Source organism: Providencia sp. 21OH12SH02B-Prov (assembly GCF_027362595.1).
In the GTDB taxonomy this organism is placed as follows: Bacteria; Pseudomonadota; Gammaproteobacteria; order Enterobacterales; family Enterobacteriaceae; genus Providencia; species Providencia zhejiangensis.
This window is the reverse complement of record NZ_CP114796.1, coordinates 3700661-3716847: the sequence shown is the minus strand read 5'-3', so window position 1 is coordinate 3716847 and position 16187 is coordinate 3700661. Positions and strand designations below refer to the sequence as shown.

12 protein-coding genes are annotated in these 16187 nt (G+C 43.4%); 9 read left to right on the top strand and 3 right to left on the bottom strand.

Annotated features, from left to right (window positions below; translation table 11 throughout):
• The first annotated feature begins 132 nt into the window (after positions 1 to 132).
• From prfC to deoD, 9 genes are all read left to right on the top strand, one after another.
• Positions 133 to 1722, top strand: coding sequence for a peptide chain release factor 3 (prfC, locus tag O7C57_RS17190; protein WP_163860669.1), 1590 nt, complete (start codon positions 133 to 135; stop codon positions 1720 to 1722).
• Positions 1723 to 2009: 287 nt separating this feature from the next.
• The gene (locus O7C57_RS17185; RefSeq protein ID WP_154622163.1) at positions 2010 to 2420 is read left to right on the top strand and encodes a BON domain-containing protein; all 411 of its coding nucleotides are present in this window, start codon (positions 2010 to 2012) and stop codon (positions 2418 to 2420) included.
• A 205-nt stretch (positions 2421 to 2625) separates the two neighbouring features.
• Complete coding sequence (locus tag O7C57_RS17180) at positions 2626 to 3780, top strand: patatin-like phospholipase family protein (RefSeq protein WP_269723377.1); 1155 nt, start codon at positions 2626 to 2628, stop codon at positions 3778 to 3780.
• A complete protein-coding gene (locus tag O7C57_RS17175; protein ID WP_247046970.1) occupies positions 3773 to 4555 on the top strand; it encodes a TatD family hydrolase in 783 nt (260 codons plus the stop codon). Before O7C57_RS17180 ends, O7C57_RS17175 begins: the two co-directional genes overlap by 8 nt.
• Before the next feature lie 303 nt (positions 4556 to 4858).
• A complete protein-coding gene (locus O7C57_RS17170) occupies positions 4859 to 6133 on the top strand; it encodes a NupC/NupG family nucleoside CNT transporter (protein WP_195848137.1) in 1275 nt (424 codons plus the stop codon).
• 468 nt (positions 6134 to 6601) lie between these two features.
• The gene (gene deoC, locus O7C57_RS17165) at positions 6602 to 7381 is read left to right on the top strand and encodes a deoxyribose-phosphate aldolase (RefSeq protein ID WP_154622159.1); all 780 of its coding nucleotides are present in this window, start codon (positions 6602 to 6604) and stop codon (positions 7379 to 7381) included.
• A gap of 53 nt (positions 7382 to 7434) precedes the next feature.
• Positions 7435 to 8757 carry a thymidine phosphorylase gene (deoA, locus tag O7C57_RS17160; RefSeq protein ID WP_196713780.1) on the top strand — a complete coding sequence of 441 codons (1323 nt, stop codon included), beginning with the start codon at positions 7435 to 7437 and terminating at the stop codon, positions 8755 to 8757.
• Between the two features lie 62 nt (positions 8758 to 8819).
• Positions 8820 to 10043 carry a phosphopentomutase gene (gene deoB, locus O7C57_RS17155; RefSeq protein ID WP_154622158.1) on the top strand — a complete coding sequence of 408 codons (1224 nt, stop codon included), beginning with the start codon at positions 8820 to 8822 and terminating at the stop codon, positions 10041 to 10043.
• 156 nt (positions 10044 to 10199) lie between these two features.
• On the top strand, positions 10200 to 10916 hold the full coding sequence (deoD, locus tag O7C57_RS17150) for a purine-nucleoside phosphorylase (protein WP_004926652.1): 717 nt from the start codon (positions 10200 to 10202) through the stop codon (positions 10914 to 10916).
• A gap of 97 nt (positions 10917 to 11013) precedes the next feature.
• On the opposite strand, the gene O7C57_RS17145 is transcribed toward deoD, so the two are convergent.
• The 3 genes from O7C57_RS17145 to O7C57_RS17135 form a co-directional block, all read right to left on the bottom strand.
• On the bottom strand, positions 11014 to 11517 hold the full coding sequence (locus O7C57_RS17145; protein ID WP_154622157.1) for a GNAT family N-acetyltransferase: 504 nt from the start codon (positions 11515 to 11517) through the stop codon (positions 11014 to 11016).
• A 136-nt stretch (positions 11518 to 11653) separates the two neighbouring features.
• Positions 11654 to 14443: a M16 family metallopeptidase gene (locus tag O7C57_RS17140; RefSeq protein ID WP_269723376.1), complete on the bottom strand. Its 2790-nt coding sequence runs from the start codon at positions 14441 to 14443 to the stop codon at positions 11654 to 11656.
• Positions 14433 to 16139, bottom strand: coding sequence for an ABC transporter ATP-binding protein/permease (locus O7C57_RS17135; RefSeq protein WP_269723375.1), 1707 nt, complete (start codon positions 16137 to 16139; stop codon positions 14433 to 14435). The genes O7C57_RS17140 and O7C57_RS17135 overlap by 11 nt, the downstream gene beginning before the upstream one ends.
• Positions 16140 to 16187 lie beyond the last annotated feature (48 nt).

Sequence of the window (16187 nt, the reverse complement as noted above, 5' to 3'; positions counted from 1 at the left end):
GTTTATAACCCCAAGATCTGAGAAAATAGCCGCCAATTTCGATTAACAAGACGGATTTGCTGAGCTAAGAGCCACCTATTGCCTCTCCTAATGCATGTACAAATCTGTATTCAGACAAAAAAGAACGGTTAAATGGCAGATCAGAATTTTCTACATGAAGTCAACGCGCGCAGGACATTTGCAATTATTTCTCACCCTGACGCAGGTAAAACCACCATTACTGAAAAAGTATTACTGTTTGGACAAGCTATCCAGCGTGCAGGGACGGTAAAAGGTCGTGGCTCAAACCAACACGCCAAGTCAGACTGGATGGAAATGGAAAAGCAACGTGGTATTTCGATTACAACGTCGGTGATGCAATTTCCTTATCATGATTGTTTAGTTAACTTACTGGATACGCCAGGCCATGAAGACTTCTCTGAAGATACCTACCGTACATTGACGGCGGTTGACTGCTGCTTGATGGTCATTGATTCAGGTAAAGGGGTTGAGGATAGAACACGTAAATTGATGGAAGTGACGCGTCTACGTGATACGCCTATCCTGACTTTTATGAATAAACTTGACCGTGATATTCGCGATCCAATGGAATTGATGGATGAAGTTGAAAATGAACTGAATATCGCGTGTTGTCCAATCACATGGCCTATTGGTTGCGGTAAATTATTTAAAGGCGTTTATCACCTCTTACGTGATGAAACCATCTTATATCAAACAGGTCAGGGCCATACCATCCAAGAAGTCCGTATTATTAAAGGGCTAGATAATCCTGAATTAGATAAAGTGGTCGGTGATGAGCTGGCGGCTCAATTACGTGATGAGTTAGAGCTGGTAAAAGGAGCTTCTCATGAATTTGATCATGAGGCTTTCTTGGAGGGTGAGTTAACCCCAGTCTTCTTTGGTACTGCATTGGGTAACTTTGGTGTTGACCATATGCTTGATGGCTTAGTGCAATGGGCGCCAGCCCCTCAGCCTCGTCAAACAGATGTGCGTAAAGTTGAAGCGACCGAAGAGAAATTTACAGGTTTCGTCTTCAAAATTCAGGCGAATATGGATCCAAAACATCGTGACCGCGTGGCTTTCATGCGTATTGTTTCAGGTACTTATGAAAAAGGCATGAAGTTGCGTCAGGTACGCATTAAAAAAGATGTCGTCATTTCGGATGCATTGACCTTTATGGCGGGTGATCGTTCACATGTTGAAAACGCTTATGCAGGTGACATTATTGGTTTGCATAATCATGGAACGATTCAAATTGGTGATACTTTTACACAAGGTGAAGATCTGAAATTTACCGGTATTCCAAACTTTGCACCTGAATTATTCCGTCGTATTCGTCTGCGTGATCCATTAAAGCAAAAACAGCTGCTAAAAGGCTTAGTCCAGCTATCTGAAGAAGGTGCTGTTCAGGTTTTCCGTCCGCTAACCAATAACGATTTAATCGTTGGGGCTGTCGGTGTGTTGCAGTTTGACGTTGTTGTTGCACGCTTAAAAAGCGAATACAACGTTGAAGCTATCTATGAGGCGGTCAACGTATCAACAGCGCGTTGGGTCGAGTGTGATGATGCGAAGAAATTTGAGGAATTTAAGCGTAAGAATGAGCAAAACCTCGCACTTGATGGCGGCGATAACCTTTCTTATATCGCACCCACAATGGTAAACCTCAATCTGACCAGCGAACGCTACCCAGATGTAAAATTCCGTAAAACTCGCGAGCATTAATTTTTCCTAATCGCTCAGCCCACTACGAAAATGCCTTTTTTTGTAGTGGGTTTTCCCAAACTAAGTATCTATTTTCGAATACTCTCCTGTTTTTTTATCTAAATATTGCAGATTGCTCTGCCTTTTACGTTTATCTACTTTATTTAAAGGTGTTTTTCCCATAGTCTATAGTTATCAATTGTAATATAAGTGTCGTTAATTGATTTAATGGCTTGTCTGCCATATTTGACGATAATGCTTTTATTTCAATATTTAAAATCGCAGTAGAGTCGATAAGGAAGGTTCCGATGAAAAATTTAGCACTGTTACGTTCTTTCATTGTCATTGGATTAAGTGGTGCTCTGTTTGCATGTAGTTCATCAGCAAACTCTCCATTAAAAGAGCAGGCCTCTGAAACGTGGGATAGCGCGGTGAAAACGGCTGATATAGCAGGAAAAGACACCAGTGAAGCGATTTCTAGTGGTGTGAATAGTGCCGATAACTACATGGATGACTCCTCTATCACTGCTCAGGTCAAAAGTAAGCTACTGACAACCAGTGGCATAGACAGTAATTCTATTTCAGTGAAAACCGTCAAAGGGGTTGTTTACCTTTCTGGTTTTGTCAAATCCGCTGACCAGATTGATAAGGTTGTACAAGTCGTATCAAGGGTTAATGGTGTAAAATCGGTACAAAACGGTTTAGTCGTAGCAAATTAATGGATATATAATTGGCGTAAATCACTCAAATAGTCGTCTATTGAGTTCATTAATCCGCTAACATTATTCGCTAATAGTCGAAAACTGAATCTCTTGGTGAGGTTCAGTTTTTGTATTATTGATAAGTATAAATTGATTTAATTAGCGATAGTGCCGAAGTGTATTGCAGTATTGGGATGCAGAGAGGATCTGTCAGGAGACATATATGGGAAAACATGTATCAGTGACACTTGGCAGCATTGAACCTTTAGCTTTTTACGATGAACTCAATAAAGGTAAGACTGCCCTTATTTGTGAGGGAGGCGGTCAACGTGGTATTTTCACCGCAGGTGTATTGGATGAGTTCTTAAAAACAGGCTTTAATCCATTTGATATCATGATTGGTACTTCGGCGGGGGCGCAAAACCTTTCTGCGTATATTTGTGGTCAATATGGCTACGCTCGGCGGGTTATTACCCGTTATACAACAAGCCCACTCTTTTTTAATCCCTTACGTTTTATTCGAGGTGGTCATCTTATTGATTTAGATTGGCTGGTTGAAAGCACCTCGAAAGAGCTTCCATTACAGATCAAATCTGGGATTGAATTGATGGAAGCGGGGCGCGAATTCTATATGGGAGCCAGCCGTAGTGATGACTTTGAAGCCGAATTTTTGAAACCTAACGCTGATACATGGTTAGATATCATTCGTGCTTCTAGTGCTATTCCGGGCTTTTATCGGATGGGCGTCGAATTTGAAGGCACTCTCTATCATGATGGAGGGATTAGTGCGGCGATCCCTGTTGAAGAAGCATACCGTCGTGGCGCTGATACGATTGTGGTGATCCGTACTGTTCCTTCTCAGATGTATTTTACCCCCGAATGGGTGAAGAGAATGACGCGTTGGCTGGAGGGTGAAAAATATGGCTTACAGCGAATGGCTGCTATGCTAAAAGTTCATCTAAAAAGCTATCGCCGGACACAGGAGTTTATTGAAAACCCACCGGGAGACTTGCAGATTTTTGAAATCTATCCTTCCACGCCACTAAAAAGTAGTGCATTAGGGAGCCGGTTGTCAGCGCTTAATCAGGACTATCATTTAGGGCGTCGCTGTGGGCGCTACTTTATTGCTGCATTAGGCCATTGCTTTACAATGAATAACAATGGATTAAATCGCTTTAGCTTTGAAAGTGCCGCCCATGAAGAAATACAGATTGCAGAAGATTACGCGGAAGCGATCTTTGATGCTAAACATGATGTTGAGTTAGTTGCTCAATGTAAAGCCAAAAAGGCAACGGATACGGCACAGGCGATGATGACGGGAGCCATGATGGCTGCAAACGAGGAGTCGGAGCAACCGCTGAATAAAAAAAATGACTAACCGATTTATTGATACCCATTGCCACTTTGATTTTCCACCTTTTGTTGGTGCGATTGATGAAAGCCTCTGCTTAGCGGAAAAGGCAGGGGTTACGGATATTATTATTCCGGCGGTCAGTGTTGATAATTTTGAGCGAGTTTGGCATTTAGCTCAGCGATACTCACAGCTGCATGCGGCTATTGGCTTTCATCCTCTGTACTTGAATCTCTTCCAAGAACAACATATGGAGACAATGATAGGTTATTTACACCAGAATCACGCTAAGTGTGTTGCTGTTGGCGAGATTGGTCTTGATCTCTATATGCAAGAACCGTTGTTTGATTTACAGCAGCAAGTGTTAATCGCCCAACTAAAATTAGCTAAGCAGTTTGATCTGCCAGTCATCTTACATTCGCGTAAAAGTCATGACCCGCTGGCTGCATTGTTACGTCGCTACCCTGTACCTGCATGCGGTGTTATTCATGGTTTTGCAGGCAGCCTATCACAAGCTCAAGCATTTATTAAATTAGGCTATTTCATTGGTGTTGGCGGTACCATTACTTATGAAAGAGCAAATAAAACACGTCAAGCGATCGCCAAATTACCCCTAACCTCATTGGTATTTGAAACCGATGCCCCAGATATGCCTGTGTCTGGCTTTCAAGGTGAGCCAAATCGTCCTGAGCGTATTCAACAGATTTTTCAGTCGTTATGTGAACTACGCCACGAAAGTCCCGATGAAATTGCGCAGCAACTTTACATAAATAGCCTATCATTATTTAATCTGTTCAAATAAAAGCCAGATGCATTCACTGTTTTTATGAGAGGTGGGTTTTATCTGGCTAGCTTATTCCCTGCATTTTTTCACCTCATTATTCTCTCTTTTTGTGCTTTTCAGATTATGTCGATAACTAAATGTGATTTTAATCACAAGAATTGAATTTTTGTTACTTATTACACTATGTATTTGTGACGAAGATTGCGGGTTCTTGGAAGGGACTAGGTATAATCATCGCACAAAGAGTCAAGGGAACTTACCAGTTTCCTTTCTACATCAATCTAGCATTAAGTGAACAGGGATACTTCCATGCAACTCATTATGAGTCTGGTTGGGATGGCAGTACTGATTGGTATTGCCGTACTATTCTCCAGCAATCGTCGAGCGATTAAACTCCGTACTGTTGGCGGGGCTTTTCTTATACAGATCGCTATCGGTGCATTTGTACTTTATGTACCAGCAGGTCGTCGCGTATTACAAGGGATGTCAGATGGCGTTTCTAAAGTTATTAGTTACGGCCAAGATGGCATGAATTTTATTTTTGGCGGCCTTGTTTCCGACAAAATGTTTGAACTGTTTGGCGGTGGTGGATTTGTTTTCGCTTTACGTGTTCTGCCAATCATTGTGTTCTTCTCTTCATTGATCGCGGTTCTTTATTACCTCGGTATTATGCAACTAGTCATCAAAGTATTGGGTGGCGGCTTGCAAAAAGTGCTTGGTACCTCCAGAACGGAATCTTTATCTGCTACAGCGAATATCTTTGTTGGGCAGACTGAGGCACCATTAGTTGTACGTCCTTATATCTCGACCATGACCAATTCCGAATTATTTGCGGTTATGTGTGGTGGTTTGGCTTCTGTAGCAGGCTCTGTATTGGCCGGTTATGCGCAAATGGGTGTTCCAATGGAATACTTGATTGCTGCATCGTTTATGGCGGCTCCGGGAGGATTACTGTTCGCTAAATTGCTTGTACCCGAAACTGAGGAAGTGCGTGATAACGTTAATGCGACAGAGTTGGTTGCTGAAGATGAGCGCCCAGCAAACCTGATCGATGCAGCTGCTTCAGGTGCTGCTTCGGGGATGCAATTGGCCTTGAACGTAGGTGCAATGTTATTGGCATTTATCGCCTTGATCGCTCTAATTAACGGTATTTTAGGCGGTGTTGGTGGCTTGTTCCATTATCCACAACTTTCTTTGGAATTAATTCTGGGATGGGTATTTGCGCCGATAGCTTATTTGATTGGTGTGCCATGGAGTGAAGCAACAGTTGCCGGTTCGTTTATTGGTCAAAAAGTGGTTGTTAACGAATTTGTTGCCTTTATGAATTTCGGTGAATACATGAAACCGGATGCAGATGTTCTTGCGGCAGGCAAACAGGTACTTTCCGATCATACTAAAGCGATCATTTCATTTGCACTGTGTGGTTTTGCTAACTTATCTTCGGTGGCTATTTTACTTGGTGGTTTAGGTGGTATGGCACCAAATCGTCGTAGTGATGTCGCCCGTTTAGGAATGAAAGCTGTTCTGGCGGGTACGCTCTCTAACTTAATGAGTGCGACTATTGCGGGCTTCTTCTTAACACTTGCAATAATTTAATCTCTCGTTTTTTGAGGAAGGGCAAATGCCCTTTCTCTTTCATTATTTTCAGTTATATTCTTTCTTCTTTTTATTTCATACCGTCAATTTTGAACTACGCTTAATCAAGTGTATTGATGGCATTGGAAGGCTAAAAAAGACATAAAAAAGCCATTTGAGAGAATAAAACTGAGACTAAATAGCGTATAATTGCGATATTGTTCACATATTTGTATTTAACAATGTAACGTTCAGGCAATTAATGTGATTTGTAGCACACAAAATAGCCGAGTTCCATGGTCAAATAGCGATAAATTAGCTGCTATGGACTGCTAGTTCTCAGAGTGAATGTGCTCTAGGGTATTGTGCGGTGAGAAGGAATTCAGCTGCTACATTCGGGTTTTCGAGTAGCATCTTTAAGGAACCAAGCCCGCTCGCCAACAAAGAACGTGTTGTTCTGACAGAATTCACAACGTTGGAGAGTTTTTTATGACTGATTTAACTGCTGCTGCGCAACGCGCGCTGAATCTGATGGATTTAACCACCCTCAATGATGACGATACCGATGAAAAAGTGATCGCGTTGTGTCATCAAGCAAAAAGCCCAGCAGGCCAAACTGCGGCTATCTGTATCTACCCTCGTTTTATTCCTGTTGCACGTAAAGCACTGCGTGAGCAAGGTACGCCCGAAGTGCGTATCGCAACAGTCACTAACTTCCCGCATGGAAATGATGACATCGAGATAGCGTTGGCGGAAACACGTGCTGCTATTGCTTATGGTGCAGATGAAGTTGATGTGGTTTTCCCTTATCGAGCGTTGATGGCTGGTAATGAAAAAATTGGTTTTGATTTAGTGAAAGCGTGCAAAGATGCTTGCGCGGCAGCCAATGTCCTTCTGAAAGTGATTATTGAAACCGGCGAATTAAAAGATCCTGCACTGATTCGCAAAGCTTCTGAAATCTCAATTAAAGCGGGTGCGGACTTTATTAAAACCTCCACAGGTAAAGTACCGGTGAATGCCACTCTTGAAAGTGCTGAAATCATGATGCAAGTGATCCATGATATGGGCGTAGCGAAAACCGTTGGTTTTAAACCGGCGGGTGGCGTTCGTACTGCTGAAGAAGCTGCTCAATATTTAGCATTAGCAGATAGAATTTTAGGTAAAGACTGGGTCGATGCTCGCCATTTCCGTTTTGGCGCATCAAGTTTATTAGCTAATCTGTTGAATACACTTGGTTTTGAGACTAAAAAATCAAGCAGTAACTATTAATAATAGTGTGATTAAGCGATTACCTAGATTCTGTTTGAATTAAGGAGCATACCGTGTTTCTGGCACAAGAAATTATCCGTAAAAAACGTGATGGTAAAGTACTGAGTGAAGAAGAAATTCGTTTCTTTATCAATGGAGTACGAGATAATTCTGTTTCTGAAGGTCAGATAGCCGCATTGGCAATGACCATCTATTTTAATGATATGACAATGGCTGAACGTGTTGCATTAACATTGGCAATGCGTGATTCAGGCACTGTACTAAACTGGAAATCACTCAATTTAAATGGCCCTCTCGTTGATAAACATTCAACTGGCGGGGTTGGTGATGTGACCTCTTTGATGTTAGGCCCAATGGTTGCTGCGTGTGGTGGCTATGTACCGATGATTTCGGGGCGTGGCTTGGGCCATACCGGAGGAACGCTGGATAAGCTTGAAGCGATTCCTAATTTTGATATTTTCCCAGATGATGAGCGTTTCCGTGACATTATCAAAAATGTTGGGGTTGCGATTATCGGGCAGACAAACTCACTGGCACCCGCTGATAAACGTTTTTATGCAACGCGTGATATCACTGCAACAGTTGATTCTATTCCACTGATTACCGCATCTATTTTAGGCAAAAAATTAGCTGAAGGTCTTGATGCCTTAGTGATGGACGTCAAAGTGGGGTCAGGTGCCTTTATGCCAACTTATGAAAAATCAGAGCAGTTGGCTGAGTCTATCGTACAGGTGGCTAATGGTGCGGGTTGTAAAACAACGGCTTTATTGACCGACATGAACGAAGTACTTGCTTCAAGTGCGGGTAATGCCGTTGAAGTCCGCGAAGCGGTGCAATTTTTAACCGGCGAATACCGGAACCCTCGTTTGTACGAAGTCACGATGGCGCTGTGTGTTGAAATGCTTGTATCCGGATCCTTGGCTGCAAATAGAGAAGAAGCTCGCCAGAAATTGCAGGCGGTGTTGGATAATGGACAAGCCGCAGAGATTTTTGGTCGTATGGTGGCGGCTCAAAAAGGCCCAACTGATTTCGTTGAAAACTATAACAAGTATTTACCAACAGCCGTATTGCACAAAGCCGTGTATGCGGAGAAATCCGGTATTGTGACGGCAATGGACACCCGTGCGCTGGGTATGTCTGTGGTGACATTAGGTGGTGGTCGTCGTAAAGCAACTGACTCGATTGATTATAGTGTTGGTTTAAGCGATATCGCGGCACTGGGAACTTCCGTTGATAGCCAAACGCCATTAGCGATTATTCATGCAAATAGTGAAAAAGCATGGGAAGATGCAGCAAAAGAAGTACGTGCTGCTATGGTTATTGGTGATAAAAAACCAGAAGTTTCACCAATGGTTTACCGCCAAATCAGTGAATAATTGACAAATAAGTTTTATCAGTGGCACTTCCCTATAGGGAATGATGACGCAGGAGAGAAGTTATGAAACGTACATTTATTATGGTGTTGGATTCTTTTGGGATTGGTGCAGCAGGTGATGCGCACAAATTTAATGATGAAGGTTCAAACACATTAGGCCATATTGCAGATGCCTGTGCGCGTGGTGATGCAGATAAAGGCCGTAAGGGGCCGCTGCATTTGCCTAACTTAACCAAACTGGGTCTGGGTAAAGCAGCTGAAGAGTCTTGCGGTAAATTCCCAGCAGGCCTTGATCCTAATGCAGAGATCATCGGTGCTTACGCTTATGCGAGTGAAATTTCTTCAGGTAAAGACACACCATCCGGTCACTGGGAAATCGCGGGTGTGCCTGTACTCTTTGACTGGGGGTATTTCGCAGATGAAGAAAACAGCTTCCCACAAGAGTTGTTAGATATCATTGTGAAGCGTGCTAACTTGCCTGGTTATTTAGGTAATTGCCACTCTTCAGGTACCGTGATCTTGGATAAATTGGGTGAAGAGCACATGAAAACGGGTAAACCGATTTTCTACACCTCAGCTGACTCCGTATTCCAAATCGCCTGTCATGAAGAGACTTATGGTCTAGACAAACTGTATGAGCTATGTGAAATCGCTCGTGAAGAGTTGACAAATGGCGGCTACAACATTGGTCGTGTTATCGCGCGTCCATTCATTGGCGACAAAGCAGGCAGTTTTGAGCGTACGGGTAACCGTCATGACTTAGCTGTTGAGCCACCATCACCAACGATATTGCAAAAATTAGTTGAAGAGAAACAAGGTGAAGTTGTTTCTATCGGTAAAATTGCGGATATCTATGCACATGTAGGTATCACTAAGAAGGTAAAAGCAACAGGTATTGATGCTCTGTTCGATGCCACCGTGAAAGAAATGCAACAGGCGGGTGATAAGACGATTGTGTTCACTAACTTTGTTGATTTCGACTCTGCTTATGGACACCGTCGTGATGTACCCGGTTATGCAGCAGCATTAGAACTCTTTGACCGCCGTTTACCAGAACTGATGGAATTGGTCAAAGAAGATGACATCTTGATCTTAACCGCAGACCATGGCTGTGACCCAACTTGGCATGGTACTGACCATACTCGTGAGCACATTCCCGTTCTCATTTATGGTCCGAAAGTCAAACCCGGCTTTTTAGGTCATCGCGAAACATTCGCGGATATCGGTCAAACCGTCGCTAAATATTTCGACCTCTCACCGATGGAATACGGCAAACCAATGCTGTAATTGGTTAACATAAATGTAAATAAGGCAGGAAACTGCCTTATTTATTGTTGATGGTATTGGGTCATTTGCCGTAGACAGCGAGTATTATCAGTCGCTACTATTATCAGGTAATGATGTTAAACTTTTCAATTTAATGATTTATAAGGAATAATAATAATGGCAACGCCTCATATTAATGCAGAAATGGGTGATTTTGCTGACGTCGTATTGATGCCAGGAGACCCGCTGCGTGCGAAATATATCGCTGAAACTTTCCTCGAAGACGTGCGTCAGGTGAATAATGTTCGCGGTATGTTAGGCTTCACGGGCACTTACAAAGGTCGTAAGATCTCCGTGATGGGTCACGGAATGGGTATTCCTTCTTGCTCTATCTATGCGAAAGAGTTAATCACTGATTTTGGTGTCAAAGTGATTATTCGTGTTGGTTCATGTGGTGCAGTAATGGATGATGTGAAACTGCGTGATGTCGTTATCGGTATGGGTGCCTGTACTGATTCAAAAGTGAACCGTCAACGTTTTAAAGATCACGATTTCGCGGCGATTGCAGACTATGAACTGGTGCATAATGCCGTTGAAGCGGCGAAGGCGAAAAATGTCAATGTTCGTGTCGGTAACTTATTCTCTGCTGATCTGTTCTACTCGCCAGATCCCGATATGTTCAAAGTCATGGAAAAATACGGCATTTTGGGTGTTGAGATGGAAGCTGCTGGTATTTATGGTGTGGCAGCGGAATTCGGCGCGCGTGCATTAACAATCTGTACCGTTTCCGATCATATCAAAACCGGTGAGCAAACCACCTCTGCGGAGCGTCAAACAACGTTCAACGAAATGATTGAAATCGCATTGGATTCCGTTCTATTAGGCGATAAATAATCATCCAGTGATTTCTTATTGGATCATGCCACGTCTATCACGTGGCATTTTTTTGGGGAAAGAGCAAGAGAAGTGTATGACATTCAAATTGGCGTGATTACTTGCGGTTTTTATTAATTCTACTCATCATAATTGCGTCGACATACTGTCCATCGCGAAAAGCGTAATCACGCATCACACCTTCTTGCTCAAAACCAAATTTTTTATAGAGCCCCAACCCATTGTCGTTAGTCGCATAGACTTCTAATTCAATGCGATGAATATTTAACCAGTTATCACAATAGTCGACCATCACTTGCATCAGCGCAGAACCAATTCCTTTTCCTTGATGCATCTCACTGACGGTAATGCCAAAACTGGCGACATGTTTACGTCGTTGCTGACTTGGTTGATGGATGGTGAGGATCCCAACGACAGTATTATCAAGAGTCGCAACAAAATGAGTGACGAGAGGATCATTTGCAGTTAGACGAGCTTCCCATGTTTTGAGCGAAGGGTAAGGGAGCTGTAATGTATTAGCGTACGCTGAATAATCAGCATGCATTTGTGTGACGGCTGGAATATCGTCTAAGGTTGCTCTACGGATCACGATGTCATTCATAATGTTATGTCTCTTTTTTATTGGAAAACAATACCATTAATCATATAAGCCGTCAGAGAGTCAAACGGTTATATGTAAAAACTTTTGTAAGACAATGTGTTGGGTAAATAAAGGGGGAACAATCCCCCTTCAATAGCTACGGTGTCATCGTAAAGACTTTCGGGTTTTTCCCCAGATATTGGTTGGCGATACGGTTAATATCGTCAACTTGTAATTGGCGAATAATCGCTTGCTGTTGATTTAAGCGCTGATATTGTCGGTCATCAGAGGCAATTTGCGCTAATGCTTCAGTCCAATAACCTGAGCTATCGGTTATTTGGGCGTGTTCTGTGAGCCAAATATTTTTTGCTTCAGTCAGCTCTTGGCCGGTGACACCTGATTGGCGTAACTGATGAATGGTTTTTTGGGCGATTTGATTCATTTCCTCAGTACGTTCTGGGGAGGTGGTAAAATTAAGCCGCGCAAAATAGTAGGGTTGCGGTTTTTTGGCAAGCAGTTGTGAGAAACCGAGAGCATAGATACCACTGGCTTTTTCGCGCAGTTCACCGCGTAGGCGTTGACTCACAATGGTATCTAACAATTGCATGGCGAGTTGATCTTGCTGTGTCCATTGTGCAGGAGCCGCAAACTGGATGCTGACCATACTCTTATCGCTACTACTAATTGGATAGCGTTTATTAAAGCTCTCCATTTTGGGCATGATCCCTTGGTCTCGCCAAGCCAGTTTTTGATTGCTGGTGGGAATTGATGCGACCCATTGTTCCAACGATGATTTTAATTCTCGCTTATTGATGGCACCACTGATGATGAGTGTCATATCGGCAGTAGAATCCAACAGTTGGCGATTAGCCTGTTGCAGCTGACCTGCGGTAAAATTTTTCCAGCCACCTTGTGGATCAATGACTAATAACGCGCCATTTTGATAACTTTCTTTATTAATGTTATCAAGGAAAGTACGTTCAACAGGGGTTTTAGTGAGATTCAAAGCAAAAGACTGTTTTTGTTGTTCTAATTTTTCACCGCTAAACTGTGGTGAAGTCAGTTTTAGATGTAGTAATTGCAGCGCGGTGTCTAGGTTATCAATAGGTGTTTTGCCTCGAAAACCGTGGGTCAGTAATTCGCTATAAGGGCGAATTGAGATTTGGTTTTGTTTGGCGAGTAAGGCTAAATCGCGCGCACTGTATTCAGCATAACCACTGCTTTCAGGGAGCTTTAACGCCCAATCAGTCAACCCTGCCGTTTGAGGCGTTTCGAGAGAACGGCCACCGGGTAGCTGTAAGTTGAACTGAATATCTTCTTTAAGGTGATTATCTGCTTTAACAATGACCTTAATGCCATTGCTCAGTTGCCAGTGCTCAGTTTTAGCGACGGGGAGGTCACTTTGCTCGAGGATAGAGCCTTTGGGAATTGGCGGTAGTTGCAGTGTGATGGCTTGAGAGCGTAGGGTGAATGGCCCCGGTGAACTTAGACGAGTATTTTGCCACTGCTCACTAAAGTCCGCATGATTGACTTTCGTTGCGTCAGTATCAGGACCAATGAGCGCTAAGCGTGGTGAGGCTTCATTTAAAAAGTTCGCCACGTGCAGCTGTAAATCTTGCGGTTTAACTTTCCCGATAAGCTGGTAGCTTTTATCCAATTGTTGGCGTTTATTCCACATTGGCATGTCATATTCAAGTGCGGTGGTTAATTGACCCGCTAAATAGTCGTTGCCATAGCGCTGTTCTGAAGCGGCCTGCTGGCTAAGTTTTTTCAAGATATTTTGTCGAGCGCTATCAAGCTCCTCTTGGGTCACAGGCTCAGTTGCTAATCGCTGTAGCTCGGTAAATAAAACCTGAGTGGCCCCCAGATAATCCTCCCCTTTAGGGTGGATAATCATTAATTGTTGTAAGCGCTGGTTATCTAGCATTGAGCCTTGTTCATTGATACTAATCGCGGGTAATACGCCATTATCCACTAAAACAGAGAAACGCTGATTTAAAATGGCGAGCCATAGGCTGTCCAGTAAATCTTCGTATTGCCCTTCTCGTGTATTGAGAGGTGCGATAATGTCTTTCTGCAAAGCAAACTGGACATAACGGGCACCTTGCTCTTTATCAAACACCGGTTGGACGAGCAGAAAATTAGCGTGAACAAATTGTTTCCACTCTGGATTATCTTGAGACAGGCTCTTTGGTTTTGGCATGGCGAAAAGCTGATTGATTTCGTCACGTACGGTGGATTGATTGAAATCGCCAATCACCAACAGGGTCATACGTTGTGGTTGATACCAAGTTGTATAATACTCTTTTGCCAGCGCGATTGGGGCTTGGCGTACGATATCCAGTGAACCGATCGGATTGCGTTCGGCGTAGCGGCTGCCGTGGTAGCGTAAATGTTCGAGACTATTATTGATGCGATAGCCCATCCCTTGACGCAAACGCCACTCTTCAATAATCACGGGGCGTTCCTTTTCAAACGCGTCTTCATCAAATGAGATATTGGAGGCCCAATCCGCCATTACCTGTAGGGCGATTGAAACTTGTGCTGGTGTGGCCTCGGGTAAAGACAACTTATACAGTGTTGAGTTGAGGCTCGTGATCGCATTGACATGACTGCCCAGTTTCAGACCCTGTTGCTCTAATTGTTTAAAACCGGTAGTGCCCGGAAAATGTTTGGTGCCTTTAAAGGCCATGTGCTCAGTAAAATGCGCAAGTCCGAGTTGTTCTTCATTCTCTTGCAAAGAACCACTTTTTACTAGCAAACGCAGTTCAACACCCGGCTGAGAGCGTTGTAATAAATAAACGTTGAGACCATTATCAAGCTGATAATGGTGTAAATCCGTTCGAACAGGTAATAAATCGTGTCCGCTGAGATTGGAAGCTGCGGGCATCCCACAACCAATGAGGCTTAGGCCAACAAACGTGATGAGTACGATGTTACGAAGCATATTCAGGGGTTCCTGTGGTTATGTTGGCGCGAGTTGGCGCTTCTTGCAGAGGAATAATCTGTTCAGCAACTTGTGACAGAAAACGTTGATGAGTGACGAGTACAATCGCGCTGTCTGGCAGCTCATGCTTAATGAGTTGAATCAGCTCAAGAGCACTGTTTTCATCAAGGGCTGAAGTTGTTTCATCCAACAGCAGTAATTTGGGGCGATTAAGTAACAAGCGTGCAAACATAAGGCGTTGCTGTTCACCACCCGATAATCGGTTGTGCCAATCGGTTTCTAAATTTAACTGATAATGCAACTTGCCTAATCCGACCTTACTGAGTACTTGCTTAAAGTCGGTTTCAGTGAATTGAGCAATATCTTGAGGGTATGCCAGTAAGCAGTCCAATCGGCTAGTAGGAAGATAAAGGCGTTGGGGGATCCACATTAGGCTGTTTGTGCGTTTAATTGTGCCAGTAAAGAAGGGCCAATGACCACTCAACGTGCGTAGCAACGTTGATTTACCAATACCGGAGCGACCTGAAATTAAGGTCAGTTCACCTTGTTTAGCGGTTAAATTAACCTGCTCAATTAAGGTGCGATTATCTGAGGTGGTCACTTTAACCGCAGCATTAAGCGCCGATTGCTCTTCGATAAGCTGAACATCTGCTGCTTTGTCATTTTCTAATAGGATCACAAAATTGTATAAACGTGATACCGTCGCTTGCCATGCCGCTATCTCTTTATAGGCAAAAATAAACCAGCCTAATGAGGTCGCCACACTGCTGAAGGCTTGGCGTAATTGCATCAAGCCACCTAACATAATTTCGCCAGCAAGAAATTTAGGTAATGCGAGTAAGACTGGAGCCAGTGCTGTCACCTGTTGATAACCAACGGTATAAAACGAAAGATTGCGTTCACAGCGGATCAATCGGTTCCAGTTACGCATAATTTCACCAAAGCGATGCATTAACTCTTTTTTATCTTGTTGTTCACCACGTTGTCCCGCGATAGCATCGCCGTGATGGCGGCAATGAATTAACGCGCTACGGTAATCCGCTTCACGGCGTTGTTTATCCATGTTTAAACGACGCAAAGGGAAGCCAATCCATTGTGTTAAGGCGATACCAATAAGCGTGTAAATAATACAAGCCCAAAACATATAACCGGGAATAGACCAATCCGTGCCCACTAAGTTGAATGAGAGGCTGCCTGACAGTGTCCAAAGAATGGTGGCAAAGGAGACCAGTGTTAACATTGAATGCAGGAAGGTGACCAGCAAATTCAGTGTCGACTCAATCAGTAAACGAATATCTTCTGCAATACGTTGATCGGGGTTATCTGGCTCTTGTGAGGTTAACCGTAGCATATAGTGTTTACTGTTTGGAGACAGCCAGCGATTGAGAACGACCTCTGTCATGCCTTTACGCCAACGGATAATCAGCATTTGCTTGAGATAGTTCCCCATAACGACGACGAAAATTAATCCGCTGACTAACACCACAAAATATTGCAAGAGACCATAGAGCGCCTGGCCATCAAGTTTTTGTAACGCATTATAGAAATCACCGTTCCACATGTTCATTTTGACATTGAACCAGACCGATGACAGGGTTAGCCCCAGTGAGGCGGCAAGCAGTAGCCAGCTGAAAAGGGCAGTACGCTGCCCCCAAAAAGGTTTAACTAAATAGAAAAATTGTTTCAGTGTCTTCATGACGTTCTTCGTATTGTTGTTGTAATTGGCTCACATAGCTAACAAGAT

What these genes read in the sequence shown, in the direction of transcription:
- deoC (WP_154622159.1), top strand. Translation starts at nt 6,602, where the DNA reads ATGACTGATTTAACTGCTGCTGCGCAACGCGCGCTGAATCTGATGGAT.
- deoD (WP_004926652.1), top strand. Translation starts at nt 10,200, where the DNA reads ATGGCAACGCCTCATATTAATGCAGAAATGGGTGATTTTGCTGACGTC.
- prfC (WP_163860669.1), top strand. Translation starts at nt 133, where the DNA reads ATGGCAGATCAGAATTTTCTACATGAAGTCAACGCGCGCAGGACATTT.
- O7C57_RS17145 (WP_154622157.1), bottom strand. Translation starts at nt 11,517, where the DNA reads ATGAATGACATCGTGATCCGTAGAGCAACCTTAGACGATATTCCAGCC.
- O7C57_RS17140 (WP_269723376.1), bottom strand. Translation starts at nt 14,443, where the DNA reads ATGCTTCGTAACATCGTACTCATCACGTTTGTTGGCCTAAGCCTCATT.
- O7C57_RS17135 (WP_269723375.1), bottom strand. Translation starts at nt 16,139, where the DNA reads ATGAAGACACTGAAACAATTTTTCTATTTAGTTAAACCTTTTTGGGGG.
- O7C57_RS17185 (WP_154622163.1), top strand. Translation starts at nt 2,010, where the DNA reads ATGAAAAATTTAGCACTGTTACGTTCTTTCATTGTCATTGGATTAAGT.
- O7C57_RS17180 (WP_269723377.1), top strand. Translation starts at nt 2,626, where the DNA reads ATGGGAAAACATGTATCAGTGACACTTGGCAGCATTGAACCTTTAGCT.
- O7C57_RS17175 (WP_247046970.1), top strand. Translation starts at nt 3,773, where the DNA reads ATGACTAACCGATTTATTGATACCCATTGCCACTTTGATTTTCCACCT.
- deoB (WP_154622158.1), top strand. Translation starts at nt 8,820, where the DNA reads ATGAAACGTACATTTATTATGGTGTTGGATTCTTTTGGGATTGGTGCA.
- O7C57_RS17170 (WP_195848137.1), top strand. Translation starts at nt 4,859, where the DNA reads ATGAGTCTGGTTGGGATGGCAGTACTGATTGGTATTGCCGTACTATTC.